The organism is Clostridium sp., assembly GCF_050717515.1.
In the GTDB taxonomy this organism is placed as follows: domain Bacteria; phylum Bacillota; class Clostridia; order Clostridiales; family Clostridiaceae; genus Clostridium_AD.
On record NZ_JBOITL010000036.1, the window covers coordinates 71,413 to 97,717 of the forward strand.

At 30.9% G+C, this 26,305-nt stretch carries 22 protein-coding genes, 1 tRNA gene, 1 pseudogene and 1 riboswitch; of the genes and pseudogenes, 6 read left to right on the plus strand and 18 right to left on the minus strand.

What is annotated here, in order from left to right; genetic code table 11:
• Positions 1-70: 70 nt before the first annotated feature.
• From ACREV6_RS19875 to ACREV6_RS19885, 3 genes are all read right to left on the minus strand, one after another.
• Complete coding sequence (locus tag ACREV6_RS19875) at positions 71-2,302, minus strand: ABC transporter permease (RefSeq protein WP_431579785.1); 2,232 nt, start codon at positions 2,300-2,302, stop codon at positions 71-73.
• Positions 2,302-3,009 carry an ABC transporter ATP-binding protein gene (locus ACREV6_RS19880; protein WP_431579786.1) on the minus strand — a complete coding sequence of 236 codons (708 nt, stop codon included), beginning with the start codon at positions 3,007-3,009 and terminating at the stop codon, positions 2,302-2,304. The genes ACREV6_RS19875 and ACREV6_RS19880 overlap by 1 nt, the downstream gene beginning before the upstream one ends.
• A 103-nt stretch (positions 3,010-3,112) precedes the next feature.
• Positions 3,113-3,206, minus strand: a riboswitch (NiCo riboswitch).
• 139 nt (positions 3,207-3,345) lie between these two features.
• Positions 3,346-4,071 (minus strand): YybI family spore inner coat protein, encoded by a 726-nt coding sequence (locus tag ACREV6_RS19885; protein ID WP_431579787.1) that lies wholly within the window; start codon positions 4,069-4,071, stop codon positions 3,346-3,348.
• 133 nt (positions 4,072-4,204) lie between these two features.
• On the opposite strand from ACREV6_RS19885, the gene ACREV6_RS19890 reads away from it, so the two are divergent.
• Positions 4,205-4,297 (plus strand): rubredoxin, encoded by a 93-nt coding sequence (locus ACREV6_RS19890; protein WP_431580046.1) that lies wholly within the window; start codon positions 4,205-4,207, stop codon positions 4,295-4,297.
• A 59-nt stretch (positions 4,298-4,356) separates the two neighbouring features.
• Positions 4,357-5,001 (plus strand): superoxide dismutase, encoded by a 645-nt coding sequence (locus ACREV6_RS19895; RefSeq protein ID WP_431579788.1) that lies wholly within the window; start codon positions 4,357-4,359, stop codon positions 4,999-5,001.
• 135 nt (positions 5,002-5,136) lie between these two features.
• Here the strand turns inward: ACREV6_RS19895 and sstT are convergent, their stop codons facing one another.
• The gene (gene sstT, locus ACREV6_RS19900; protein WP_431579789.1) at positions 5,137-6,369 is read right to left on the minus strand and encodes a serine/threonine transporter SstT; all 1,233 of its coding nucleotides are present in this window, start codon (positions 6,367-6,369) and stop codon (positions 5,137-5,139) included.
• Between the two features lie 692 nt (positions 6,370-7,061).
• Here sstT and ACREV6_RS19905 point away from each other — a divergent pair.
• Positions 7,062-7,265 (plus strand): DUF6440 family protein, encoded by a 204-nt coding sequence (locus tag ACREV6_RS19905; RefSeq protein ID WP_431579790.1) that lies wholly within the window; start codon positions 7,062-7,064, stop codon positions 7,263-7,265.
• Between the two features lie 133 nt (positions 7,266-7,398).
• On the opposite strand, the gene ACREV6_RS19910 is transcribed toward ACREV6_RS19905, so the two are convergent.
• From ACREV6_RS19910 to ACREV6_RS19950, 9 genes and pseudogenes are all read right to left on the minus strand, one after another.
• On the minus strand, positions 7,399-7,740 hold the full coding sequence (locus ACREV6_RS19910; protein WP_431579791.1) for a zinc ribbon domain-containing protein YjdM: 342 nt from the start codon (positions 7,738-7,740) through the stop codon (positions 7,399-7,401).
• Positions 7,741-8,282: 542 nt separating this feature from the next.
• Positions 8,283-8,825, minus strand: a pseudogene (locus ACREV6_RS19915) (glutathione peroxidase); the annotation flags it as partial.
• A 338-nt stretch (positions 8,826-9,163) separates the two neighbouring features.
• Complete coding sequence (locus ACREV6_RS19920) at positions 9,164-10,261, minus strand: ABC transporter permease (protein WP_431579792.1); 1,098 nt, start codon at positions 10,259-10,261, stop codon at positions 9,164-9,166.
• Positions 10,262-10,263: 2 nt separating this feature from the next.
• Entirely contained in the window at positions 10,264-11,418 is a 1,155-nt protein-coding gene (locus ACREV6_RS19925) for an ABC transporter permease (protein WP_431579793.1), read from the minus strand.
• A gap of 11 nt (positions 11,419-11,429) precedes the next feature.
• Entirely contained in the window at positions 11,430-12,368 is a 939-nt protein-coding gene (locus tag ACREV6_RS19930; RefSeq protein ID WP_431579794.1) for an ABC transporter ATP-binding protein, read from the minus strand.
• Positions 12,369-12,487: 119 nt separating this feature from the next.
• On the minus strand, positions 12,488-13,144 hold the full coding sequence (locus ACREV6_RS19935; RefSeq protein WP_431579795.1) for a response regulator transcription factor: 657 nt from the start codon (positions 13,142-13,144) through the stop codon (positions 12,488-12,490).
• Complete coding sequence (locus tag ACREV6_RS19940; RefSeq protein WP_431579796.1) at positions 13,131-14,315, minus strand: sensor histidine kinase; 1,185 nt, start codon at positions 14,313-14,315, stop codon at positions 13,131-13,133. Before ACREV6_RS19940 ends, ACREV6_RS19935 begins: the two co-directional genes overlap by 14 nt.
• Positions 14,316-14,506: 191 nt before the next feature.
• Entirely contained in the window at positions 14,507-15,400 is an 894-nt protein-coding gene (locus tag ACREV6_RS19945; RefSeq protein WP_431579797.1) for an MYG1 family protein, read from the minus strand.
• A gap of 47 nt (positions 15,401-15,447) precedes the next feature.
• Positions 15,448-16,545: a tetratricopeptide repeat protein gene (locus ACREV6_RS19950; protein WP_431579798.1), complete on the minus strand. Its 1,098-nt coding sequence runs from the start codon at positions 16,543-16,545 to the stop codon at positions 15,448-15,450.
• A 403-nt stretch (positions 16,546-16,948) separates the two neighbouring features.
• Between ACREV6_RS19950 and ACREV6_RS19955 the strand changes: the two genes are divergently transcribed.
• Entirely contained in the window at positions 16,949-17,851 is a 903-nt protein-coding gene (locus tag ACREV6_RS19955; protein ID WP_431579799.1) for an HD domain-containing protein, read from the plus strand.
• 198 nt (positions 17,852-18,049) lie between these two features.
• On the opposite strand, the gene ACREV6_RS19960 is transcribed toward ACREV6_RS19955, so the two are convergent.
• Positions 18,050-18,673, minus strand: a complete 624-nt coding sequence (locus tag ACREV6_RS19960) for a LysE family translocator (protein WP_431579800.1) — start codon at positions 18,671-18,673, stop codon at positions 18,050-18,052.
• A 351-nt stretch (positions 18,674-19,024) separates the two neighbouring features.
• Between ACREV6_RS19960 and ACREV6_RS19965 the strand changes: the two genes are divergently transcribed.
• A tRNA-Leu gene (locus ACREV6_RS19965) sits at positions 19,025-19,109 on the plus strand.
• 37 nt (positions 19,110-19,146) lie between these two features.
• On the opposite strand, the gene ACREV6_RS19970 is transcribed toward ACREV6_RS19965, so the two are convergent.
• A complete protein-coding gene (locus ACREV6_RS19970; RefSeq protein ID WP_431579801.1) occupies positions 19,147-19,422 on the minus strand; it encodes a hypothetical protein in 276 nt (91 codons plus the stop codon).
• Positions 19,423-19,719: 297 nt separating this feature from the next.
• Here ACREV6_RS19970 and ACREV6_RS19975 point away from each other — a divergent pair, with 297 nt between their 5' ends.
• Positions 19,720-22,116 carry a preprotein translocase subunit SecA gene (locus ACREV6_RS19975; RefSeq protein WP_431579802.1) on the plus strand — a complete coding sequence of 799 codons (2,397 nt, stop codon included), beginning with the start codon at positions 19,720-19,722 and terminating at the stop codon, positions 22,114-22,116.
• A 178-nt stretch (positions 22,117-22,294) separates the two neighbouring features.
• Here the strand turns inward: ACREV6_RS19975 and ACREV6_RS19980 are convergent, their stop codons facing one another.
• The 3 genes from ACREV6_RS19980 to grdH form a co-directional block, all read right to left on the minus strand.
• Positions 22,295-22,963, minus strand: a complete 669-nt coding sequence (locus tag ACREV6_RS19980) for a YczE/YyaS/YitT family protein (RefSeq protein WP_431579803.1) — start codon at positions 22,961-22,963, stop codon at positions 22,295-22,297.
• A 330-nt stretch (positions 22,964-23,293) separates the two neighbouring features.
• The gene (locus ACREV6_RS19985) at positions 23,294-24,802 is read right to left on the minus strand and encodes a glycine betaine uptake BCCT transporter (protein ID WP_431579804.1); all 1,509 of its coding nucleotides are present in this window, start codon (positions 24,800-24,802) and stop codon (positions 23,294-23,296) included.
• A 185-nt stretch (positions 24,803-24,987) separates the two neighbouring features.
• The gene (gene grdH, locus ACREV6_RS19990) at positions 24,988-26,298 is read right to left on the minus strand and encodes a betaine reductase selenoprotein B (protein WP_431579805.1); all 1,311 of its coding nucleotides are present in this window, start codon (positions 26,296-26,298) and stop codon (positions 24,988-24,990) included.
• Positions 26,299-26,305: the final 7 nt, after the last annotated feature.

Genomic DNA, 26,305 nt, shown 5'->3' on the forward strand with positions numbered 1-26,305 from the left:
ATTCTAATTTGGAATTCCCTGCTTTTTTAGTTTTTAAAATTTCTATATTTGGTATCATATTATTTTCTTATTATTCTCTTGCCTTTAAACTTTCTACCATATTTATATTTAATACTCTTTTCTTACAAATAAAAAGCGTAATGTAATATATTAATAAAATAAATAGAAACCCTGCAAAAATCTGATTAGCCTCTAGTTGTGGTTCAAATGCAAAATACATATTTGCTGTGAGTTTGTTAAAAAAGCTTTGCATAATTCCCTTGCTAAAGGGTATAGCTATTATGAAACCAAACCAAACTAAAAGGGAAGTTGAGTTAATAAGAATCCTTGAAATTTCACGTTGATGGTAGCCAATTACTTTTAACATAGAAATATTCTTACGATTTTCTTCAACTAACATTATTGTTACTATATATATTACTATGACGCCTATGATTGCCGCAAAAGCTGCCATTACATATAGGAAGGCTTTAAATGCATTAATTGACGATTCCATACCTGCTCTACCCTCACTCTTTGTGGATTCCACCTTAATATCACTTTTATTGACATCCAGCTTTTTATCTGAAAACAGACCGATATATGTGCTATCCGGTATACTCAGCATCTTGTTTAAGTTTGCTCTACTTATGTAGATGCTATTTCCCACACTTATATTTGCAATATCGTCAATTGTTATATTATATTCTTTTAAGTTTGAGAGACTTTTTATAATTATACTTTCGCCTTTACTAATTTTTAGTTTTTTTGCAACGCTTTTGGCCATAACAATTTTGTCCTTAGAAATGCTTTTTCCATTATCATCCGTTAATATAATGTATTTAGAGTTTTCTTCAATACCATTAAGTGTTATACTATTTTTTTTACCATCCTTGGCATATTCGAAGGATGACAACATGAAGGGTTCTCCCTTTAGTGGACTTTCGAATTTAGGCGTTGTGTAAATATATTGATAATTATACTTATATATTTTGTCAAAACTATTATCAAACAGAAAGTTTATAGAACTATCAAGAATGAATCCTGAAAGAATAAATAATGATGCCACAACAATACCAATTAACATTAATGCACTTCTTGGTATGTTGCATAATATTTCTTTCAACTTGAATCTTAACCTAAAAGATCCACGCTTATATGGCACAATTTTTGATAATAATCCTTTTTTTTGCTGATTAGAATTTGCCTTAAGCAATGCAACTATATTGAGATTTAACGCTCTAAATATTGAAAAAGTTGCGGCTAAGACATTTAAAATCAATGGAAGAAGCAAAACAAATAAAACGTTTTCCCATTTAAAATCTAGTTTTACTGCTGGAATGCTATATTCAGCCTTTGAAATAATTTCCATAGGTTCTGTAAGTATATATCCAAGTCCAAGCCCTGAAATTGATCCAACAAATGATATTATTATTGGTAGTCTCAAATAGTGAGATAATATTTCTACTTTCTTATATCCCATTGATATTAATGTACCTATATAGCAATATTCCTTTTTCAACATTCTACCCATTACTACAGCCATTATTATGCAGCTGACTAGCATAATAAATAGTGGTGCAAGTTCACTTACCTTTATTATTGCATCGATCTCACCATTAAACGCTGCGATTCTCATATTATTATTAATATCTGTCCATCCAACTATTAACCCTAACTGTGACAGTTCTTTTCTAAACTCCATAACGCTAGATTCATTGAATTTAACACTATAAAATAATTTTTCATTCCCTATTACACTTTTATATGCATCCTCACCAACAACTACAAGTCCAAATTTAGAACCATTTGTCATGTAGTCTGTTTCCTCCTTTAGCATTGCCAAATAGTCAGGTACTGCAAGGATGCCAGAAACATTAAATTGTATATCATTTAATGCTAATTTATCCCCAAAGCTTAACTTTTGAGCATTAAAGAAAAATCTATCTACAAGAATATCACTACTTTTATTAAGATCTTTTCCAGAATAAACTGAATGTAAATTTAGCTTCTGATTAACTGATCTAACCCTAACAATAGCGTTATTATAGGCAACCTCCTTGTATCTGCTTTCCTGAAGTATAAAGTTATATTTCTTTTGAAATTTTGATATTTCCTTTGTAGTTAATTTTCTTGAAAATGTAAAATTGGCATCCTCAATTTTAGAGTTTATTCTATCTTCTTCAACTGATTTTTTTATGCTGGTAGTAGCTGTTTTCATTGATAAAAATAAACTTGTTGAAAATATAATTAGTAGTATCATCCCTATATAGAAAGCCTTATGCTCAAAAAATATTCTTTTTGTACGTTTATTTATTATCATTACCACTCAATCCTTTCTACTGGAATAAGTTCTGTGTTTAGTTCATTGTGTGTTATTTTCCCGCCTCTTAAACGCACAATTCGATTACTCATTCCTGAAATTGAATTATTGTGAGTAATTATAATAATTGTAGTATTATACTTTTCATTTATACTCTTTATTAACTTTAAAATATCCAGAGAGGATTTATAATCGAGTGCCCCGGTAGGTTCATCACATAGTAACAGTTTGGGATTTTTAACAAGTGCCCTTGCTATGGCTACTCTTTGTTGTTGTCCACCAGATAGTTCAACAGGATATCGTTTAGCAAGCTGTGCAATATCCAGGTTTTTTAGAAGTTCTTCTATATCAAATGCACTTTTACAAATATCTGCAGCAACCTCAACATTTTCATAGACATTTAAGTTTGGAATAAGATTGTAAAATTGAAACACAAAACCAATAAAATCCCTTCGATAATTGGTTAGTTTTGAGCCTTTTAATGCTGTAATCTCGTTTCCATCTATTACTATACTTCCACTATCAGCTTGGTCAATACCACCAATAATATTTACAAGAGTGGATTTCCCAGAACCTGATGGTCCGAGTATTGTAACAATTTCGCCCCTATTTATTGATAAACTAACATCATCTAATGCCTTTAATTCTTCGCTACCACATTTGTACACTTTGCAAAGATTCTTCACCTTAATAAAAGATTTTTCCATTTTTAATACCCCATTTCTTTAATTATATATTTTGATATCTCAATGGCGTTGCAATCTTCAGACGCATTCTAGAAATGGGCATAAAAAAGCCCGTAGAACATTTTACTGTCCCACAGGTATATAATCATCCTGTTGCCAAATATGGCCCAGCCCCACGAACTTTTTTAAAAGTTCATCGCCTGCTCAGTTTGTACTGTAGATTTGTATGCAGCGCAAATTGATTTAGTTTATTTTATCATATAAACTAATATCTGTATATGATTATTTAACTTTAATTATATATATTAGCTTTTGATAATTATAATGACTCTTTTTATAATTTTAATTTATATATACTTATACTTGTGTTCCAAAAATAGCTACATTTTGATTATCCAAAACAAACATATTATCCTTCCATTTTAGAGTATTCAAAACATAGCCTAAAGCATCTGCATTATATCTACCGGCTATTTTTTGATATGCCAATAGCTCATATACTCCATTCGAATCAAAATCCACAGGATATAAACCACTTAACGGATTTACAAATCCGCTAAGTGGATTCTTTAGTTTTCCATTTTTATCGTATATTTCATTTAAATAATCTGCATCTTTATTGGATATATCTATAATGTATTTTTCATTATTTTTCTTGCTAAAAACGCAAACCTTGTAGTTGTCTTTATAAGTAATATCGTATTCATATTGCTCATTATATAAATTAAAATCAAACAGTAATTGTGCTGTATTGTTAATAAAGGAATAAATGTAGTGGTACATTATTCCACCACTACCACCGGTGGTAATACCTATTAAGATGTCATTCACACCATCTCCTGTAAAATCCCCTAAAAATAATGTAGGGTTGTATCCTGCATTTTCACTGAGTGGTATACTAGTAAATCCACCTGTCATTCCATCTTGTATTACAAGGGTAATATTTTGAGTAAATGGACTATCTGGTGTTTTTCTACCTGTTAAATACACATTATCAGGTATTCCATCGCCGTTTACATCTCCACTTGCATAAGAGACAATTCCGGGATATATCATATTAGCTCTAAAATAATAATTATACATAGCAGCTCCTTTTCAATATAAGCATTCTATAATAGCTTACTATGACTTTCAATAATATGTTACAGGTATCCAATATATTTAGAGATATAAATAAATTTTTTGATAATACTTTAATAATAACTCTGATGGAGGAATTGATCCAAGTACTAAATTTGATGATATACCTGAAGATTGGGTTTACCCTTTATGTGGAGTTGGTAAATCAGATTTTGAGAAAATAAAATAGTAATTTAAATAGCATATTGGTACATATAATATAATATAACATTTTTTAGAAGGGATTTAATGTATAATTTGAAACCGGAAATTTTTGATTTTAAATCGGTCAAAGGCATTTCTATGAAGCAGCTTAATGAACATTATAAGTTGTATTCAGGGTATGTAAGCAAATTAAATGAAATTTGGAACACTCCTTATATACCTGATAATTACACTGATAGCAATGCTACTTATTCCAAAATGCGCAGCTTAAAACTAGGGGAAACATATTCACTGAACGGCGTAAAACTTCATAATCTTTATTTTGAAAACATAGTCGGGGGCAATAACCTTCCTTATGGGCCCGTATTTAATGCTATAATAAATCAGTTTTCATCTTATGATGCTTTTATCTCTTACCTTACAAATGTAGGTTTATCCATGAGAGGTTGGGCAATTCTTTCCTTTGATTTGCTTGATAACAAACTACACATAATAGGAAGCGATTTACACGATACTGGTGCGGTCTGGCTTTCTTATCCAATATTAATCATGGACGTTTACGAACATGCATATTTCATGGATTTTGGAACAGATAAAAGAAAATATATTTCCACATTTGTTGAAAATATAAATTGGAAGGTTTTAAATGCTAGATTAGAAAAATACGTTTCAACGACACAGTTTATGGAAATGAACCAACATAGATATTTTCCATATAGATATTTTTAAAAGGTTATTTTCTAGAATCTATGATAAGAATGATTTAAAGAAATATTTCTTATTAAAATAAAAGCCCTCTATGGCAGATTATTAACTGCCATAGAGGGCTTTTATAATTGTAAAAACAACACTAGGATTTAGTTTCTATTTATTAATAATAATTTCTTTTCCTTCTTTACGCCACTTAGCAAATTCAGCAGTTGCTGTGAAAAGTGCGTCTGTAGATGAGTTAAGTGCAGTTTCAAAAGAGTCTTGCAGCACACCTACGATAAAACCTACACCAACTACCTTCATAGCAATGTCATTTGGAATGCCGAATAAACTACAAGCTAGAGGGATAAGTAATAGCGAACCTCCAGCTACTCCTGAAGCGCCGCAAGCGGACACAGCAGAAAGTACGCTGAGGATAAGTGCCGTAGGCATATCCACTTTAATACCAAGGGTGGTAACAGCTGCAAGTGTCAGAACAGAAATGGTAACAGCTGCACCAGCCATATTGATGGTAGCACCTAATGGAATGGACACCGAATACGTATCCTTATCTAAACCTAATTTTTCACACAAACTCATATTTACAGGAATGTTTGCAGCTGAGCTACGTGTAAAGAATGCCGTAACACCACTTTCCTTTAAGCACATAAGCACAAGTGGATATGGGTTTTTACGAATATTAATGTACACAATGATTGGATTGACAACAAGAGCCATAAAAACCATACAACCAAGGAGAACTGCAAGTAATTTTCCATAGCTTTTAAAAGCGCCAATTCCATTTGTAGAAATAGCTTCAAATACTAGACCCATAATTCCAAGTGGGGCAAAGTCTATGACCCATCTAACCATTTGAGTTAATGCATCCGAAAAATTATTAATCATAGTTTTTGTAGTATCAGGAGCATTTTTTAAAGCAAAACCAAGAAGTAACGCCCAAGACAATATACCGATATAATTGGCATTAAAAAGTGCTTTAACTGGGTTATCAACAACATTTAGAAGTAATGCTTTGAGAACCTCTACGACACCCCCAGGAGGTGTAACATTCTGAGCGCTTGTTGCAAGTGTTAATGTTACCGGGAACACAAAGCTTGCAATAACCGCCACAAGACCGGCTAAGAATGTTCCTAAAAGATAAAGGACTATAATGGATTTCATATTGGTTTTGTGGCCAGTCCTATGTTGAGCTATAGCCGACATTACCAAGAAGAATACCAATATAGGTGCAATCGCTTTCAGAGCACCTACAAATAAAGAACCAAAAATAATGACTGGTTTTGCTTGTTCTGGAATAGCTAAAGCTAAGGCAATACCAATCAATAATCCTATAATTATTCGTTGTACCAAGCTCATTTTATTCCAAATTTTCATTAGTTTTTTCATAATCTTTTTTCCTCCTATAGTTAAAATTGAAATCAAACTGCGCACAGCCACTTTAGATAAACTATGATTCGACTTATTATTCTCACAACTCTGCGATAAAAATAATTCTACCACAGATTTTAGCTGATGGGAAGCAAAATTTTAGCACCATAATTTTAGCAAATTACCACTCTAACCCTAGTTATACTACAACTTTACCTATAATGTAAATTTTTATATTTGTTAATAATATGAAGTTTGATATGATTGCAATTAAAGTCTAATATTAGGAATAAATAGATGAATATTAATGATAAAAAGATACAAAAACTTATATAATTCCCATTTATTTCATCTTTTGTTCTGCAGATATGAATAGCCTTAATTTTTTTCCTTTTATTTCAGGGTGTCTTACAAGAAATATAATAAACCAACTTGTTAGTATTAAGCCTTTTAGGATGATGCTAAGGCAATGCCAAAACTAACAATTTTTCCTATATGTCGCCAATCAGGTTTTTGCAGAAAATTTAATCCAGCAAAATAATCAGTTTTCTTTGTGATGACATAAATAAATATTATTGTTACAACAAACTGCGCAAAAATTGTTGCAACAGCCTCTCTTAAATTCTCACTTATACTATTTAAAGTTTATGGATATAATATTTAAGACAAATTCATATAATATTACCGCATGTAAAATATAGGAGGAAAAAATGTTTAATAAAAAGGATAAAAATCAAAATAATAGATTTAAAGCTATAGATAACTATGCTGATGCATTAGCCGTACATAGTAAAATAATTGTAGATAAAGGGACAATAACAAACTATTTAATTAATATTGAAGATTACGCTGGAGGAATCACTATATTATTAGATAAAGATGGAAATGCTATGCTTTCACAATTAAAGTTATAATATTTTTAAACTAAAGTACAAAATAACACGCATTGTTAAGTTATGAACCCTAAAAATGGGTATAAAAAAAGTATCTGCATTGGCAGATACTTTTTTATTACTAAATACCCATACTAGGCACATTAAACTAAATTTACATTTTTTTAACAAATTCAGATTTTAGTTCCATAGCTCCAAAACCATCAATTTTGCAATCAATATTATGATCTCCATCAATTAAACGTATGTTTTTTACTTTTGTACCCATTTTTATGGCTAATGAACTTCCCTTTACTTTAAGATCTTTGATTATTGTTACAGAATCGCCATCTTTTAAAAGGTTTCCATTTGCATCTTTAATAATCTTTTTATCTTCGCTATTTTCGATTTCTACTTCTAAATTCCACTCATGACCACATTCGGGGCATACAAAAAGGCTTCTATCTTCGTAAGTATATTCTGAATTACATTTTGGACAATTTGGCAAATCTAACATAAATTCATTTCCTCCATTCGTTATTGTTAATTCTACTATATAAGAATTATTTTAAATTTCTTTTTACAACTTTATTCAAAAGCCCATTTCTTTATATGTGGAATTTTAGTACTCGTAGGAATAACAATTACGAACTTAAAATCTACAAAAAAATATAGGGGGGTTCCTTATATGCTTATATATTATCATAGTCTTCTCATATTGACAAACCCTCCTCTACCCTCTAGATTTTAAATTCTCTAACCTATTAATGTTCATTACCTTTTTTCTTGTAACCAACAATGTCACATAGTATACAACGAAAGAACTACCGAAATATATTTATATATTTCGGTAGTTCAATTAGTAACGCAGTGGACAATTTCTATTTGCTACATATTTTGTGTTTTTGTATTATTATACATAGCATCCAAAGGTTTTCCCTCAATGTTTAAATTCTCGTCACCAGGTTCACCAATATGAGTTTTCTCAATAAATGTTTTCTTATTATCTTCTTCATTTTCAACTTTTTCAGTTCCAATATGATTTTTCTTTGATTCCTCTACAAGTTTATCAATATCTAATGCTATGGCTGCTGGTTCAGTTGTGGGTTCATATCTGTTAACTATATCGCCATTCCTGTCAATAAGGAATTTGGTGAAATTCCATTTCACTGAATTCTCTTCCAAGAATTTGGGGTAGTTTTCCTTAAGAAAGTCATTGAATTTTTTTTCATTTGGTTGGTCTAGATCAAACCCTTTGAAAGTTGTTTTTTCTGTCAAATATCTGAAAATTGGCTGAGCATTTTCTCCTCTCACATCACTCTTCTTAAACAGTTGAAAACTCACTCCATAATTAAGTGTGCAGAACTTCTTAATTTCCTGGCTTTCACCCGGTTCCTGCCCTGCGAATTGATTGCTTGGAAAACCCAATATTTCGAAGCCTTTATCCTTGTACTGTTCATAAAGTTTCTCCAAACCCTCGTACTGTGGTGTAAAACCACACTCACTTGCTGTATTAACTATAACCAGTACCTTTCCCTTATACTGTTCCATAGATATTTCATCGCCATCAATTGTAATTGCGTTAAAATTATAAATTGACATATATTATCCCTCCATCTCATATAAATTTAAGCACTTTCATTTATTTTATCATACCCATTATAAAAATCTAGTAATTGATATAAACCGGCTTTGCAAACTCTCTACAGAAGATTCAGAATATTCTTACTTCATTATACCATTGATTCCATTATATTTCAACATTTTTAGACTAATTGTCTTATTTAAAGATATTTATTTCTTTTTTGACTTACCACTTTACAAACTTAACAGCATATCATTTCTACACCATCTTTGATTACCTCATAATTAAATGCGTTATCCTGACCTAAGTAGCTATAAACATTGTCTCTTGTTTTCTACTCTCTCAGTAAATGATATTATTCCTTAGCAAAACTTGAGTATCGTATACTTCCAGCACTATAAAAAGTTAATGCTATTAATAACAATACAAAAACATTAGGAAACAATATTGATTTTTCTATACTTCCAAGTGACCAATAAAAGGGAGTAAACTTGCTTAAGGTTACAATTATTTTTGGAATCTTAGTTGAAGTTTCTCCAGTAACTCCTCCTATATATACGAAAAACATTATTAATGATATTAAAGTTATAACTAAAGCTCCAGCCCCTGGATTTTTAAAAATCCTGTTAACCATTATGGCGAGGCTTATGGATATCATACTCATTAAAGCAATATTCAATACTAAAATTCCAAAATTTACAAAATCAATCTTAAATAATAACTTCATTACCAAAAATGAGGATGTATACATTATAATTTGTGTTATTATCATAGAAACATAAATACTTCCTATTATTGCATATCCTTTATTAGCAGTAGATAAAAATCGCTCTAATATTTTTTCTTTTCTAAGCTTTAATAAATCTGTACTTATATTACTTGAAAATGAAAGTAGAAAAAACATTATCATAACAATTGGCATAAATTCATCTGCAGAAGCTACCTTTTTTTCCATGTTATATTGAAGCTTTACAACATTTTTATTTAACTCCTTATCTTCCCTTATAATATTGCTATTTTTTAGCATTTGAACCTTAAATAATTCATTTACCTTCTGCTCTATCTGCATTTCAAATATTTGTATACCATTTCCTTCTTCTAATTTATAAGAGTTTATGGTTGGTTTTTTATTATCATTTATTTGCTGAGTAAAATTTCCAGGTATTTCATATATGGCAATTACATTATAGTTCTTTAATGATTCTAAGGCTTCTTCCTTATTATCATAAACACTAGGTGGTTTTATTTTTTCTACTAACTCCCTTCCTAAATGTCCACTATCTAAATTCACCACCGCCACTTTTAAATTCATATTTTTACTGTTGGATTGAGGCTCTGAAAAACTATTCGAAAAAAGGACAACTGCAATAGGAAGTATAAACATAAAAATAATGCTTTTATAATCCTTAAAATACTTTTTACAATTAACTAATACCATATATAAAAACTTCATACTTATACCTCCCATCTTAGTTTTACTTTTAATATGCTTATGAAATATGCTATTGTGGATACTGATAGCATAATAATTAAATACTTGCTAATAGTGCTAAAGGAATTGAAAAGCATACAATTTGTATAGGCTTCCGAAATAATATTTCCTGGTGAAAATTTTGAAATACTTACGAATATCTTACTATTTATTTCTTTTAATGGGACAAAGCCACCGCCAAATATAATATGAATATACATTAATACTATGACTATGGTATTAGCAGCATTTTTACCGAAAAACGCTATTATAATCCCTGCTACACTTGTTATTAAGAGACTTTGACATATTAATATTGCTATTATATTTAGTGGACTTACTCCTATAAAAGCTAATCCTGTTATTCTAAATGATACAATGTACAAGATTCCGTAAACTAAGCTCATTAAAAAGAAAGACAATAAATCTAAATTAAAAAAATCACATTTTGTCATAGGTGTAGATACCAATCTTTTATTGCTTCCATTTGATTTATCCATATTAAATCCTGTAATACAACTTATTATCATTGTAAATACCATAAGTGTCATCAATGTTGCAGCTTGATTTTCAAAGGATGTTAGAACTCTTTCTCCTTTAACTAAATTCTGCTGCAAGGTAGCCACAGATGAATTTTTGTTTATACTCGCAATAACCTCATTAAATAGCTTTTCTTTTTCCATTATGCCCATAGTATTAATCTTATTTGAAATCACTACAGTTTCTGTTAATCTTTTTCCGTACTCTTCTATAACACTTTTTATAATTAATTCGTTTATACTTGAAACTCTTTTCTTCTCGTAAGCCACTATAGTTGTTTCTTTTAGATTAATTACATCTTTCTCATAGCCCTGTGGGATAGTTATTTCATATTGTGACTTATCTGTAATATTAAAAATTTCTTTTATCTCTTTTGTTTCAAATAACTCTTTAAAGTTTTTAGAGGTTTTACTATTATCCTTATCTATAATGTTAATGCTGATTTTATCTCTATTGACATCTGGCTTAAACATATCCTTTTGAGTAGTCCCCATAAGTGCAGCAATTATTAAAGGGAAAATAGAAAACATTAATACTAATATTTTCCATTGAGCTAACATCCCCTTAAGAATAACTTTTATTGTAGCTTTTATTCTCATTTTCACTCCCCCTAATCCCTTAACTTCTTCCCTGTAAGTGACAGAAATACTTCCTCTAAGGAGGCTTCTTCCACATTAAATTTCTTGATTTTTTTATGCTCCCTAGTTAATAACATTAGTAGCTCTTCTAAATTAAAGCTCTCCTCATTTACATAAATTGAAACCTCTTCATCATTAATAAAGCAGTCCTTAACTCCTTGTAGTTTCTTTATCTTAAGTAAGAATCCATCATCATTCTGCTCTAAAATAAGTTTAATAGTTCCATGAATATTTGCCATAGACTTAATCATTGATTTTGTTCCGAAAGCAATTTCGGATCCTTCATCTAAAATAAATATATTGTTACACAGCTGTTCAACTTCTTCCATATAGTGAGAAGTGTATATTACCGTTGTATTGTTCTCCTTATTTATCTTTTTAATAAATTCAAAAATGTAGTTTCTAGATTGAGGATCCACTCCCACTGTTGGCTCATCTAATATAAGAATTTTAGGTCTATGCATTATTGCTACTGCTAAATTTAATCTTCTCTTCATTCCTCCTGAGAATTTTTTAACCTTTACTTTTTTCTTTTCATTTAATCCTGTTACAGTAAGTGCCTCTTCAATTCTTTCCTTTAAAAGTTTTCCGTAAAGTCCATAGAAAGCTCCAAAATACTCAAGATTATCATAAGCGGATAGTGCTTCTATTAATGCTAGTTCTTGTGGCACAAGCCCTATAAGTTCTTTTGCTTTTATTGGATCCACTGATATGGAATGCCCCCCCATAATAACGTCTCCGCTATTTCCTTTAATGAGTCCCGTCATAATATTTATTAATGTGGATTTCCCTGCTCCATTAGGTCCTATTAATCCAAATATATCTCCCTGTTTTATTTCAAAAGATATATTATCTAAAACTAATTTATCATCAAATCTTTTTGTTACATTTTTTACAACTATATTATTCATAAAAATTTTACCCCCTTAATCTCTCTATTTATATTCTAGAGGAATTAAGGGGGTATTACCAGTACCAGGAGTAACTGTAAAAGTTACTCAAGTCACTTTTCAGCTTATTTATTGCTTTTTTAATTCACTATGTTGTTTTTAAATGCAAATATGGTAAGTTGAGTTCTATCTCTAAGGGAAAGTTTTTGTAGTATACTACTTATGTTATTTTTTATGGTACCCTCAGATAAAAATAAATTTTCTGCAATCTCCTTATTAGCTAAGCCATTAGCTACTTCTCGAATTATATTTATTTCTTTATCGTTTAAATCATTATTGCTTTTTATCTCTTCTAAATCGCTTTTCTTATTATAATCTATATTTTCATTAAGGATTTTATATGCCACCTCTGGATTTATAACCACATTCCCCTTAAAACACCCTTTTATTCCCTCATAAATCAAATCATAATCACTATCCTTTAAAAGATATCCCGATGCACCATATTTTAATGCTTCATGAATATATTCCAAATCATTAAAGGTAGTTAAAATCAAAATTTTGATATCTTCAAACTCCTTTTTAATTAGCTTTGTCCCAAGTACCCCATCACACTTAGGCATTCTAATATCCATAAGCACAACATCTGGCTGATTTTTTCTGCATTCCATTAAAGCTTCTTCACCATTTGCTGCAGTACTTATAACTTCAATATCTTCATAGGTACTAAGTATCATATTCATACCTGTTCTAATAAGTTTTTCATCATCCACCATCATTACCTTAATCTTCTTCATTATCTTCCTCCTGCGAATGAATTTTAAGCTTTTCCACCTTATCCAACTCTATTTTTACTAAAAATCCGTCTCCGCGCTTTGTTATATACTCAAAAATACCGCCTATTTCTTTTACTCTCTCTCTCATACCCTTAAGCCCAATTCCTTCTACTAAGTTGTCCATTCCTATGCCGTTGTCTTTTAATGTAATTACCAATTTATAATTATTAAATGCCATGAAAATTTGAATCAATGTAGCCCTGCCATTCCTTACACTGTTAGCTAAAAACTCCTGAATTATCCTATAAATCACAAAGGCTTGATCTGGGTTTAAAGGCCATTTTTCCTTTGTAAAAGCAAGTCTAACCTCTACTCCTGTCAGCTTCTTGAAATTTTTTATAAGCTCTTCAATTATTAAAATACCCTCATAATTCTCAAATTCTTTAGGTTTTATTTCCCTTACAGCCATTCTAACCTCATTTAAACTGCTTTGAGTAAATTTTCTAAGTTCTTTTGCTACTTGTTTTGCAGTTTGTTGATTTATTTCTATTGTTCTTTCAATAGCTCCTAGTTGTATTACTATTACTGATAATGCATGTCCTACACTATCATGTATTTCTCTTGAAAGCCTGTTTCGCTCTCTTAATAAAGTTAATTCCTCTATAGAACTAGCATAAATTTCTAGATCCCTATTCGCACTCTTTAGTTTTTCTTCTGAAATTCTAAGCTTATCATAAAGCATCTGTGCTTCAATCTTTCTATCACTCTCATCTTTTATTAAGTATAATATAGCAACAACAACTATTAATAAAGCTACGTTTATAAATTTAAATTCCAGGGTTTCATTTAAAGAAAGTACTACACCTTGTAAAATTATAGCTAAATTAAAAATATGCTTCACTGGTTTTTCAAAAAATATGTTATTATCTAAAGCAAGTAAAATAAGATAAGTAATAAGGTATCCACCAATCCATTTATAAGCAAAAACTATGAATATAAACTCTATCACAAAGGATACTATTTTATAAAACGTTTTATTTAACGAAAAAAATCTTATCTGATTATTTATTAAAAATACAAATATAAATATTATCATTGATGTAGTTAAATTTATTCTATTTATAACTATTCCTGATATCATTATCAATATCAAAAAATACCTTATAAAAATAAGCAAACTTTTATTCCACATAAATCCTCCTGAATATAATCGCATTTAGAATTTATCTTTGGTGTCGCATTTTCACCTCAATTTAAGATATTCTATTTTTCATTGTAACATTTCATACTATATATTTCCATAAAATTGTATACAGTAGTAATCTAAATTAAAGTAGCTCTGAGTGTTCTTCAAAGCTACTTTAATTATTCTTTATGTAAGTTTTAAATTGATGATTTTGCTATTTTTAAAGCACTCTCCATGCTTTTAGCTGATGCTATAAACCCTGCTTTGTGACAAAATATAGCATCATCTATTTTAATTATAGAATTTATTTCTTCACTTGATTTTCCTCTAATGGATTCTAATATATCTTTTCTTGCTTCAAAAGTATCAGCAGATTTCTTTACAGTCTGTATCTTATACTCTGCATTATTATCATCTGGAGAAATAACGAATAATACCTCATTATTTATATCTATTTTAAGTAACTGTTGGAGCCAAGGACAACCGTTTTTTAAAACCATTATTTCATTAATATTTCTATTTTGAAAGGCCTCGTTTACTATAATTCTTGCTTTTATAACAGAAACCTGTCTAGTTATTATTCTTTTTATAACCTCAGTAGCATACCCAGTAGCTTCTTCAAATGCTTCATCCTTGGAGTCAACAGAATCCCATGTAGGATTAAACCCTTGGATAATATCACTTATGGTCGTTACTTTAATTTCTGATTTTATATCCATGCCATTATCTGTAGCGTCAATACCCTGCACTAAATTTTTATCAACATAATCGAAAATTGATATTATATCGTCTTCATCAAACTCCGAATTAAACTTTTGTATTACTCGAGGGCCAAACTCTCTCCAAACTAACCCACAAGCGGCATAGGGTATATTATTTTCTCTTATTTCTTTATTTAATTGGTGATGGTCGAATTCTCCTAGAGATATGTCATAAACAAAGTCTAGTTTTCCAAGTATATTTTCGTCTCTTGTTCTTATTACCTTAATATCCCCTAGTAGTAAACTAAGTATAGCAGTAGCCATAACATCGTCTGCATGAAATTTCCCGCTATGTGTTCCTAAAGTTTTAATATTATTTTCATTAATCATAATTTACCTCTTTCATATTCATATTATAAATATATTTAATACCATTGCTATTTGTTTGAAGTCAGTTCTAATTTCATGCCAATAGCATCTTTTCTAAAGTCTTCGTCAGCGGTACCCTTTATAATAAAGTCTAAACATTTAATTGCCTGCGTGTCATCTTCTAATGCATTATATGCATAAACTTTATAATAATAAATACTACAAGTTGATTCTACGTCGCTTTTATCTACTACCTGTAGCATTCTATCACAAATGTTAACTGCTTTTACAAATTGATCAGTATTCATATACAGACATAGTAAATAATATAATGAATCATTTTTATCCCCTTCCATAAGTATAGTATTTTCAAAAGCTATTATAGCTCTACTAAACATATTCAAACCTATTAGTGACTCACCTACTCCAAATAGAGCATCTGCAGTATCATTAATTTCCCTTGCAGTGTTGTAATGAAGAAGTGCATTGTAAAATTCTTCCTTATTAACTAATTTCTCACCTTTGTCTACAAGAGGTTGATACTCCATAGATGCAACGCTTAAAGTCTTTTGAAGCAGTTCTTCTGAATAGACTGTATTTATAAACCCTCCTTTGTATGATTCCATAAACTCTAAAACTTTTGGAATAAACATTGTTTTAGCATAACCCGATTCTGCATACCATATATTTGACTGCACCATACCCATATCTTTTTCAGCAACTGTAGATCTAGGTATTTCAAATATTCTTTCTGATTCAGGCAGCAAAAAACAATCTTTACTCCATGCTTCCATACTAAAATATAAATCTCTGCCTATCCCCCCATAAAGGTAACATTCTTGCGAATATCTGTATAAAATGGCATTTTTGTACCAACCAACAATAACATTTTTCCCTGTTTTGCTTTGTTTTGCAACCCATATTACAAGCACATTCTCTACGCTATCATCGTTTACTGTTGCTTTTTCAAATCTTTCTAAATTCAGAGAACCGCCTCTATTCGATACGTATCCATAACATTTACCGTTATAATCTTGGAAGTTATATGATTCATGAGCCTCATTGTTTTCACCTTTGGCCCCTCCACCAGTTTTGATCAGTTTATCATCATCATTTACTCCTATATAATTTTTTAACCATGTAATGTTACAAAATATAATCCTCATTTTATTACTCCCCTACATCTCAAATTTACTTATCTGATAATCTAAAATAAATTATCATGTTTTTCTCTATTATACATAAAAATACCCTCTAGGGTAGACTTTTTTTAAAATTATGAACTGCTTTATATGATATATTTTAGAGTTATCTTAACTTTTTTCGATTTGTTTTTTCTGCTTAAAAACCTCTTGTTATGAAAAATTACAAATTTTGTGCGAAAAGCCTACTCCTTCAGGTGTGGGATGGATAGCGCTTGACGATAGACAAGAGAATAATTGTAAATAGCGATAAGCATATAAAAATATTTATAACATACAAAAATAGCACTATAATAAGTATTATTGTGCATATTGTCCAAGGTATTGGAGGTATGCTATAATTAAATTCAACTAATGGAGGTAAAATATGAATACAAAAGAAAAATTTTTATGCGATATAAAAAGTGAAAGTAATATAAAAATATCATTAATGGTAATGAAAATACTAGTCAAAGATTCTTCTAAGGTAGTATGCATATTAGTTGATAAAAGCGGAGAAATAAAAGCTAATATGCCAAGTAAAAATGGAGATATTATTGAAGGTAGCGTACTAGCAATTGAAGGTTTTAAAGATAAAAATCTAGATGTGAAAAAATATAAATTCATTTCAGATTATAATCTTTCTGATTATCTTCCAACCGTAAAAAGACCTATTGAAGACATCATGAATGAAATTGAATTGTATACCAATAAATATATTATTTCAAATGAAGGTAAGGCATTAAACGACTATTTCTTTAAGAATGAAATAGTTTTAGATAAATTTAAAAGATGCATAGGTGGAGTGTCTATGCATCATAATTATATAGGTGGTCTTGCAGAACACACCCTTAATGTTATGTACTTAACTGCTATACTTTGTGAAAGATATGAATGTAGGAGAACAGAAATAGCCTTACTTGCAGCAAAACTTCATGATATCGGGAAAATTTATGAACTATATTATGATGGTCCTTTTAAATATACCCTTAGAGGTGAAATGGAAGGTCATATTGTTATTGGAGTAGAGTTACTAGATAAAGCAATTAGAGAAAATCCAACATTATATTCGGAAGATTTTATTACCAGGATAAAAGGTTGCATTGTTCAACATCATGGAAAGCTTGAATTTGGATCCCCAAGAGGAATGAAAATGGAAGAATCATTTATAGTTAATTATGCCGATTCTATAGATGCTACTATGAATAAGATTTCTCAAGTAAAGAATAAAACAGAATCTGGTAATTGGTCAGAATATGATAGAAGAATTGAAACTAAATTATATTTATAAGTACTTATGTTTTTTAGTTACTTTTACCTAAAATAAATATTTTCGAAAAAAGAGGATATGAAAATAGTAATGAAACAAATTCACATACATGCTACTTATGAAAATTTTAAAAAGGCTAGAAATTTTTAAGGAACCCATAAGGGTTCCTTTCCTATATTTTATATTCTAATAAAATTTTCCAATTATTTTTCGTGAAATTTATAAATAAAATCTTGTTGTTCCCTTTATAATGCTAAAAACACCAAATAAAATAATAACTATACCAATTATTTTATCTATAAAGATAAAGCACTCAAATTTATATTTCTTCTTAGATTCCTCTATTAAATTGGTGGTGATTAACCATTGAATAGAAGAACCCACAAAAATCAATATAACAAATATTATATGCTGCAGAAATGTACCTCCTTCAACATATATACCTATTTTAGTAAATATAACATAGAAAATTAAAAATGTCATAGGATTAGATAACCCCATGAAAAAATGAACAAAAAACGGATGTATCCCCTCTCCCTCTTTATCTTCTTTATTTTTTATTTTTCCTGCTCCGCTACTGAGAATACTAATTCCAACTATTACAAATAAAATTCCAGTTAACCCACTAATAACACATCTGTGCTTGTTTACAAAATTATCTATAAAGCTTATCCCTAAAATTGCTAAGGAAGAATAAATCAAATCTGATGCAGCTGCACCAACAGCAGAAATAAAACCTATTTTCCACCCCTTATTTATGGTTCTTTGTATAGACAATAACCCAAGTGGCCCAATAGGAAAAGAAACAAACATACCTATAACAATTCCTTTCAATAAAAACATACCTTTATTAGTTCACCCCCTGCTAGCAAAAGAAATTGGTCATAATCATTCATTAATATATTGAATAATTATATCATTTGTTATTATATAAAATCCTTCGCAATCTGAAATCTTATTCCCATGAAGCATTACTGCAATACACATCATATCATAAAAAGTTATCTTTATTTAATTTTAATTTCTCAAAGCTCTAAACAACTGCGCCGTAAGAAATTTTAGAAATTTCAGAAATATTTTACACATAATTAGATAAAAGGTATATAATGTACTTAACCCGGCTTTGGTTTTTTCACTATTTTAAGCTAAATAAACTATTGTAGATGTTTAATTACCCTATAGGTTACCATTTATGCAGATGTGGCGGAATTGGCAGACGCACTAGAATCAGGGTCTAGCGCTTTACGGCATGCAGGTTCGATTCCTGTCATCTGCACCAAAAAAAACACTCATTTTACGAGTGTTTTTTATTGTTTTCATAAAGCTCGTCTGCCGTCAATTAATTTATTTTTTATGTACTTAAAACTTAAACTATTTTTATAAATTTCTGCATTATGTAAATGCTCTTCTTGTTTGTGTATATTGCAAACTTCTTCTATAAGGAAATTATGGACAAGACTTATATTATTAAAATTATCTTCATTGACATTTAAAATACCTTTCCATAAACTATCGCTAATTTCATACAATCTTTTTTCTAAATTAATACATGATGAATGATATTGTATCATTTTTAAGTTTTTCAACTTCATTAATCATTTCTTATCATCTCCAGGTTCGATCTATGTTAAACTAACGCCATCAACGTTCCCAAATTCATTAATATCTTATTTTTACATAATTCGATATAAGTCTAATATTATCCTTCAACATTTGTAGATTACTGTAAATATCTTGAGATATTCTAATTGTTACTTTCTGGATTGTTTTGTTAAGAAAAGAAGCTCCAGCAACAAAATTTTAGATATCTCACTGGCAAAAATATGATATAATTTCAATAAAGTTAAGATACTATTGTAAAACATAATGTGGAATAATTGTAACCTAAATTGTTTTATATTGAAAGAGTGGTGATTCATATTTCCATTAGTATTAGAAAAGAATTTTATAATCTAGTAAATAAGTCAGAATATAGTAGCTACAAAAAAATAGTAGAACAAATAAATCGTATTAAATTTGATTCATTGGATAATGCAGGCTTTCTAAATAAATCACATGAGCTCAGAAGTAAGATTTTAGAGGGTACACCTATGGATGACATAATTATAGAAGCTTTTGCACTTGCTAAACAGGCTGTTAAAATATTACTAGGCCTCACTCCTTACGACGAGCAACTAATTGCTGGCATAGCTATGCATAAAGGAAGATTAATAGAGATGCAGACCGGTGAAGGGAAAACTTTAGCCGCTGTGTTCCCTGCATTCTTAAATGCACTTACAGGTCATGGGTGTCACATACTGACTTTTAATGATTATTTAGCGCGCAGGGATGCAACTTGGATGGGTCCTGTATATGAAATGCTTGGATTAACTGTGGGGTTCGTACATGAAACTATGAAAAGTCATGAAAAGCAAAGAGCCTATGCCTGCGATATTACATATGTAACTGCCAAGGTAGCTGGATTTGATTATTTAGTGGATTCACTTTCTTATAAAAAAAGTGAAATTATGCTACGGCCATTTAATTTTGCCATAGTAGACGAGGCAGATTCCATATTAATTGATGAAGCCAGAATACCATTAGTTATTGCAGCAGGAGGAGACCCTACTGATAATACTCTTTGTTTAACAATGGAGGCTCTAAGAAAACTGGAACCTGAAGTGGACTATGACAAGGATGAAGTTAAAAGAAATGCATTTTTAACACCATCAGGACTACTTAAGGCAGAAGCTATGCTTTGCTGTGAAAATTTATATGCAGAAGAAAACTTTAAATTACTTAGTGAAGTCCACAATATTATCCATGTAATTGCCTTACTGAAGAAGGATATAGACTACATTGTTAGAGACGGTAAAATTGAAATGGTAGACGAATTTACTGGACGTGTAGCCACTAATAGACGTTGGCCAGATGGTATTCAAGCAGCCCTAGAGGCTAAGGAGTGCCTTACCCCTAAGTCAAAAGGACGTATAATGAATCAGATAACTTTACAGAGTTTCATTTTGCTTTATAAAAAAATTGCAGGGATGACTGGTACAGCAATGGACTCATTAAATGAAATAAGCGATATGTATGACATGGAGGTGCTAGTAATTCCACCACATATACCTTGTAAGCGAATTGATTATCCCGATGTAATATTTACACACAAAGAAGCCAAATACAATGCTTTGACCTCAGAAATCAAAAGAGTACATGACACGGGACAACCTATTTTAATCGGCACTTGCAGTGTATCAGAGTCAGAATATTTAGCTGAAGAATTAAATAAGCTAGGCGTTAAACATAAAATTTTAAACGCAAAAAATGATGAGCTTGAAGCGCATATTATTGAACAAGCAGCTACTCTTTATGCAGTTACTGTTTCAACTAATATGGCTGGCAGGGGTGCTGATATAAAACTTGGTGGCCTAGATGGAGCTAATAGAGATAAGATAGCTTCCCTTGGAGGATTATATGTTATAGGTACTAATAGGCATGAGAGTATTCGCATTGATAAGCAGCTTAAAGGAAGAACTGGTCGTCAGGGTGATGTTGGCATGTCAAAATTCTTTATAAGCCTTGAAGATGACCTTATTAAAAGATATGGTATCGATGAAATAATACCCGCGGCAATTAGACCAAAGCTGCAAGAAGAATCTTTGATGAGTCCTAGGATAGCAAGTAAAATAGAACATGTGCAGAGAATTATTCAGGGCCAGGATTCTGATTTACGTAGAGCATTATGGCAGTATTCCTCTTTCTTAGAAAATCAACGACTTGAAGTTTACCAAAGAAGAATGGAAATAGTCTATGATAGTTTACCTTTTAATATATTAAGCCTAGAAAATCCACAGCTATTTACAAAATTAATTAACTTCTTTAGTGAATACACTGTCAATGAACTTGAAAAACAAGTAGCACTATATAATATTGATGAAGTTTGGGTTGATTATCTTGCTCATGTAGCATATCTTCAAGATGGAGTAAAATTAAGTATACTCCAGCGTAAAAACCCACTGCAAGAATTTCAACTGGAAACAGCTAGTGTATTTCAAAATTTACAGCAAGAGATACAAAAGAGAATCTTACAAGATTTTGAAGCGTTGGATTTATCAAAGCAGGGACTCATTAGCTTAAAGGGGCGGATAAAGCCACCTTCTTCAACTTGGACCTATCTTGTTAATGACAATTCCCTAGTAGATCCACTTTCTTCATTATTTATTAGTAACGCAATTGCGTCCATCGGAATATTAATCGCTTGGCCCCTTCGATTTGGAACTTGGATTTACAAGAAAATTTTCTAGCAAAACAAATTGTATTCACAATTTTAATTTAGGCATCTTCAAAAACCAATCTAATCAAAGTACTTTTTAACATCATCTAATGATTTATATGTTATCTGCACAAAAAAACACTCATTTTATGAGTGTTTTTTATTTTCCAATAAATTTATCATTTTAGTAGTTAGACTCACCTATAAATTTAAGCACCTAAAGATATATCTTCTTCTGTTTCATCTTCAACTTGATTTTTAACAATAACGTTTACGAATTTTTCTCCATATGGAAGACAAAATTGTATGAGTGGACCTGTTAATAATGCAGATATTATTGTACCTATACCAAATATTCCGCCCAGGGCAAAGCCTATTATTAAAAAGCTAACATCTAATGCCATACGAATCCAACGATATTCTAAATTAGTTTTATCTTTTATTATAAATGCAATAATATCATTTGGTGCAACCCCTAGATTACTTGCTGAAAGTATAGAAAATCCAATTGCAATTAGAATACAGCCGAATACAACTAACAGTATTTTTATGGCAATATTTGAAGATGCAATTGGGAAAAATGAAACAGCTTTTACTCCAAGGTCAATAATAGGTCCTACTCCAACCACGCATATAATTGTTCCTATCTTTATACGAGTTCTTTCAACTAAAAGTATTATGCAAAACAATACAAATAAAATAATCATATTAGCATTTCCAGGTGTTTTCTTTAACAAAAATGCTAATCCTTGAGTAAATAAAGTAAACGGATCAGAACCAATATTAGTTTTTAAAAACAAAGCTACTCCAATCTGTATTATACTCATTCCTATAAAAAATAGAATTAGTCTTTTAATTAGATTTATTTTTTTAGTCATATTTTTCATCCTTTTCTTTATATTTTATAGTTGTTCTCTATAATATTTTCAAGATTTTTATTATAAACTAACCAAAACAGCAATTTTCATTATACAATGATACAAATTTTTATACAAGCATATATTAGAATAAATCACATTTCATACCCGGTTCCCATTTATCACATAAACTTTGCGATTTCCCATTAATAATATTTAGGTATATACTGTTCCACAATTATCCTTCAACCCTGGACAAAAAAATTAAAGTCCCCGGAACATAACTTCCAGGGATTCTTTAACCATTTTTTAATTATATAAAATACTATCACTAATTTTATGCTAATTAGATTAAGAACTTATATCTTCACTTTTTAAAGCTTTCCACAATGATATACATGCGAATATCATTACAAATATAAATGGGAAAGCTGCCGCCACAGAAATAGTCTGAAGCGCCTTTAATCCTCCAGCAAGTAACAAACTGCCTGCCAGTAAGGCTTGGACCACTCCCCATACTATTTTCTTTTTATTTGATGGGTTTAACTCTCCACCAGATGTAAGCATTCCCAAAACAAAGGTAGCCGAGTTTGCCGATGTAATGAAGAAAGTTCCTAGCAAAAATACTGCAATAAATGATAATACTGTTCCTAGCTTATACTTAGCCATAATAACAAAGAATGCCGTTTCAGGCGAGGCTGCAATTTGTTTTAGCGCATCCATACCTAACACTCCTGTAGTTCCTAAGTTTATTCCTGCTGTTCCAAATACGGAAAACCATATAAATGATGCCACAGATGGAGCAACAACAACCCCTAAAACAAATTCTCTTATGGTTCTACCCTTAGATATTCTTGCTATGAATGTTCCTACAAATGGTGCCCATGCAATCCACCATGCCCAATAGAATATTCTCCATCCATTTAGCCAAGAATTATCTCCAAATGCATTAATTGATAAACTATCTTGTAATATATTATTCAAATATAAGCCCATGCCATCAGTAAATGAGTTTATTATTTTTAGTGTTGGTCCCACTAAAAATGCAAGAACTAATAAAGCTAATGCCAAATATAAATTAACATCTGAAATTAACTTTATACCTTTATCAATTCCACTAACTGCTGTCCATATATAAATTATGGAAATTATTAATATTATTAGTATCTGCACAGTTTGAGTTTCTGGAACATTAAATAGATATTTAAGCCCACTGTTTATTTGCATAGTTCCAAGGCCTAGTGATGTAGCTACACCTGCCACTGTGGCAAATACTGCAAGAATATCTATAGTTTTTCCTATAGGACCTTTTACCCCTTTTTCTCCTATAAGTGGTTCAAATATACTACTTATAAGACCAGGTTTGTTTTTTCTGAATTGAAAATATGCTAAAGAAAGTCCTATAATTGCGTAATTTGCCCAAGGATGGAATCCCCAATGCATAAATGAAGCCTTCATTGCAAATCTAGCTGCTTCCTCAGTTCCTGGCGTTATACCAGGAGGTGCAACAAAATGTGATATGGGTTCTGCCACTCCCCAAAATACAAGTCCTATGCCCATTCCAGCTCCAAACAACATTGCAAACCAAGACGCATTACTGTATTCCGGTTTAGAATCATCTGAACCTAGCCTTATTTTACCATACTTACTAAATGCCAAGGTTAAAGAAAATACAACAAATATAACCATTGATATAAGATATGACCATCCAAAATTTTCTGTTAAAAACTTAAGTAGGCCATTAGAAATGTTGGAAAAATTATCTTTTGCAACAATTGCCCAAATAACTACAATAAAGGTTATAGCTAGAGATATAAAATAGACGTCTTGTCCTTTTGCCTTTTCATTACCCTTTTTCATACATTTCCCCCTTTTAGTATTGTTAAGTAAATCACAAATGATTATAACCAATAAGCCTCACTTTTTTATAATGAGGCCTATTTGGTTAAATCATCATCTGCGATGCTGCAATTAACGACTCCAGAAGGAGATTTAGACCCCCACTTATAGACGTGGGCGACTTCCTTCTGAAATGTCGTTAAACTCTACAATTTCACTTTAAATACTGTTTGCTGCTCAATGTCTGTAGCAAGAGCATCTAATGCTACACCTACTCTATGATACCGTAATTTCCATTGTTCCATCTTACTAGTAGCTGGATGTCCTAATGGATAGGGTATTGATATAGTAGGAACTATTCTATTTGCACCAACAGTTGTTGCTACTGGTACTAAGTTACACATTTGAACAATAGGGAATCCTTCTCTTTCAAATTCTTTTACCATGGTTGCACCGCAACGAGTACAAGTTCCTCATGTTGAAACCATTATAATTCCATCCACTTTTGCTGCTCTCAAAAATGGTATCATTTCCTTAGCCATTCTAGCGGCTTCAGCTTGTGTGGTTCCTGTTCCTACAGTTGAGTAAAAATACTCGTGTAGTTTTGATATTTTACCTTCTTTTTCATAAGCTCTAAGTGCATCTATAGGAGCCACTACATCTGGGTCTGCATCTGCAGCTGCAGGATCAAATCCAGCATGAATTGTCTTATAAACTCCACTTAGCAGATCATCTATTCCTCCTACATTATATCTACCCCATCTTGTTGCCGAAGCAGATTGAATTCTATCTGGGTTATCTATTGGAACTATACCACCTGTATTAACAAGTGCAATATTTGCCTTACTTAAATCTTTTATGGCAGCTGCTATTGGTACTCTATCAAGTTTTGGAATTGGAAGCTCTGTATCAAATGCTTCACCCTTTAACTTTTTGATTAGCATTTCTACAACTCTTTCTGCTGCGGTTTTTTCGTCAGTTCTCCAGACCTGATGTCTAATTCCCCTAGCATAATACCCTTCAGCATCTGCTCCTAGAATTTCTTCTCCTTTTAAAAGTTTGTTTCCTAAATTTGCCATAGCCTTTATGTCATTTCTCATTTTTGCAGCACTATGTCCGCCTTTTAGTATGTACATTTCCTTTTTAAACATTTCCACACCAGGATTTTCTATATGCATTGAAGTTACAACTGGTACATTAAATCTTTCTTTTACTGCCTTACATATAGTTCCACAAGCTACTCCATATCTTCCTGCTTGAAATGCTGGACCTGCAAAGAATATATCAAACTCCTTATCCTCTAAAAATCCAATAATAGATTTCACTGCCTCCTCTGTGTTTGAGCCAATGAAATTATCGCCACATATAATTGTATGTGTAACCTCTGCATCCATTTGTTTATTAAGCTCCATAGCAGGACCAACTAAGCCTGCCTTTACTACAGGAGCAAAATCCGCCTTGTCTTCTCCACCAATTTGGCCGAAGAATTGATTTGTGTACATAATAGCTTTTTTCATTTATAGC

Coding starts and splice junctions, on each gene's coding strand:
- ACREV6_RS19875 (WP_431579785.1), bottom strand. CDS start 2,302: ATGATAATAAATAAACGTACAAAAAGAATATTTTTTGAGCATAAGGCT.
- ACREV6_RS19880 (WP_431579786.1), bottom strand. CDS start 3,009: ATGGAAAAATCTTTTATTAAGGTGAAGAATCTTTGCAAAGTGTACAAA.
- ACREV6_RS19885 (WP_431579787.1), bottom strand. CDS start 4,071: ATGTATAATTATTATTTTAGAGCTAATATGATATATCCCGGAATTGTC.
- ACREV6_RS19895 (WP_431579788.1), top strand. CDS start 4,357: ATGTATAATTTGAAACCGGAAATTTTTGATTTTAAATCGGTCAAAGGC.
- sstT (WP_431579789.1), bottom strand. CDS start 6,369: ATGAAAAAACTAATGAAAATTTGGAATAAAATGAGCTTGGTACAACGA.
- ACREV6_RS19905 (WP_431579790.1), top strand. CDS start 7,062: ATGTTTAATAAAAAGGATAAAAATCAAAATAATAGATTTAAAGCTATA.
- ACREV6_RS19910 (WP_431579791.1), bottom strand. CDS start 7,740: ATGTTAGATTTGCCAAATTGTCCAAAATGTAATTCAGAATATACTTAC.
- ACREV6_RS19920 (WP_431579792.1), bottom strand. CDS start 10,261: ATGAAGTTTTTATATATGGTATTAGTTAATTGTAAAAAGTATTTTAAG.
- ACREV6_RS19925 (WP_431579793.1), bottom strand. CDS start 11,418: ATGAGAATAAAAGCTACAATAAAAGTTATTCTTAAGGGGATGTTAGCT.
- ACREV6_RS19930 (WP_431579794.1), bottom strand. CDS start 12,368: ATGAATAATATAGTTGTAAAAAATGTAACAAAAAGATTTGATGATAAA.
- ACREV6_RS19935 (WP_431579795.1), bottom strand. CDS start 13,144: ATGAAGAAGATTAAGGTAATGATGGTGGATGATGAAAAACTTATTAGA.
- ACREV6_RS19940 (WP_431579796.1), bottom strand. CDS start 14,315: ATGTGGAATAAAAGTTTGCTTATTTTTATAAGGTATTTTTTGATATTG.
- ACREV6_RS19945 (WP_431579797.1), bottom strand. CDS start 15,400: ATGATTAATGAAAATAATATTAAAACTTTAGGAACACATAGCGGGAAA.
- ACREV6_RS19950 (WP_431579798.1), bottom strand. CDS start 16,545: ATGAGGATTATATTTTGTAACATTACATGGTTAAAAAATTATATAGGA.
- ACREV6_RS19955 (WP_431579799.1), top strand. CDS start 16,949: ATGAATACAAAAGAAAAATTTTTATGCGATATAAAAAGTGAAAGTAAT.
- ACREV6_RS19960 (WP_431579800.1), bottom strand. CDS start 18,673: ATGTTTTTATTGAAAGGAATTGTTATAGGTATGTTTGTTTCTTTTCCT.
- ACREV6_RS19970 (WP_431579801.1), bottom strand. CDS start 19,422: ATGAAGTTGAAAAACTTAAAAATGATACAATATCATTCATCATGTATT.
- ACREV6_RS19980 (WP_431579803.1), bottom strand. CDS start 22,963: ATGACTAAAAAAATAAATCTAATTAAAAGACTAATTCTATTTTTTATA.
- ACREV6_RS19985 (WP_431579804.1), bottom strand. CDS start 24,802: ATGAAAAAGGGTAATGAAAAGGCAAAAGGACAAGACGTCTATTTTATA.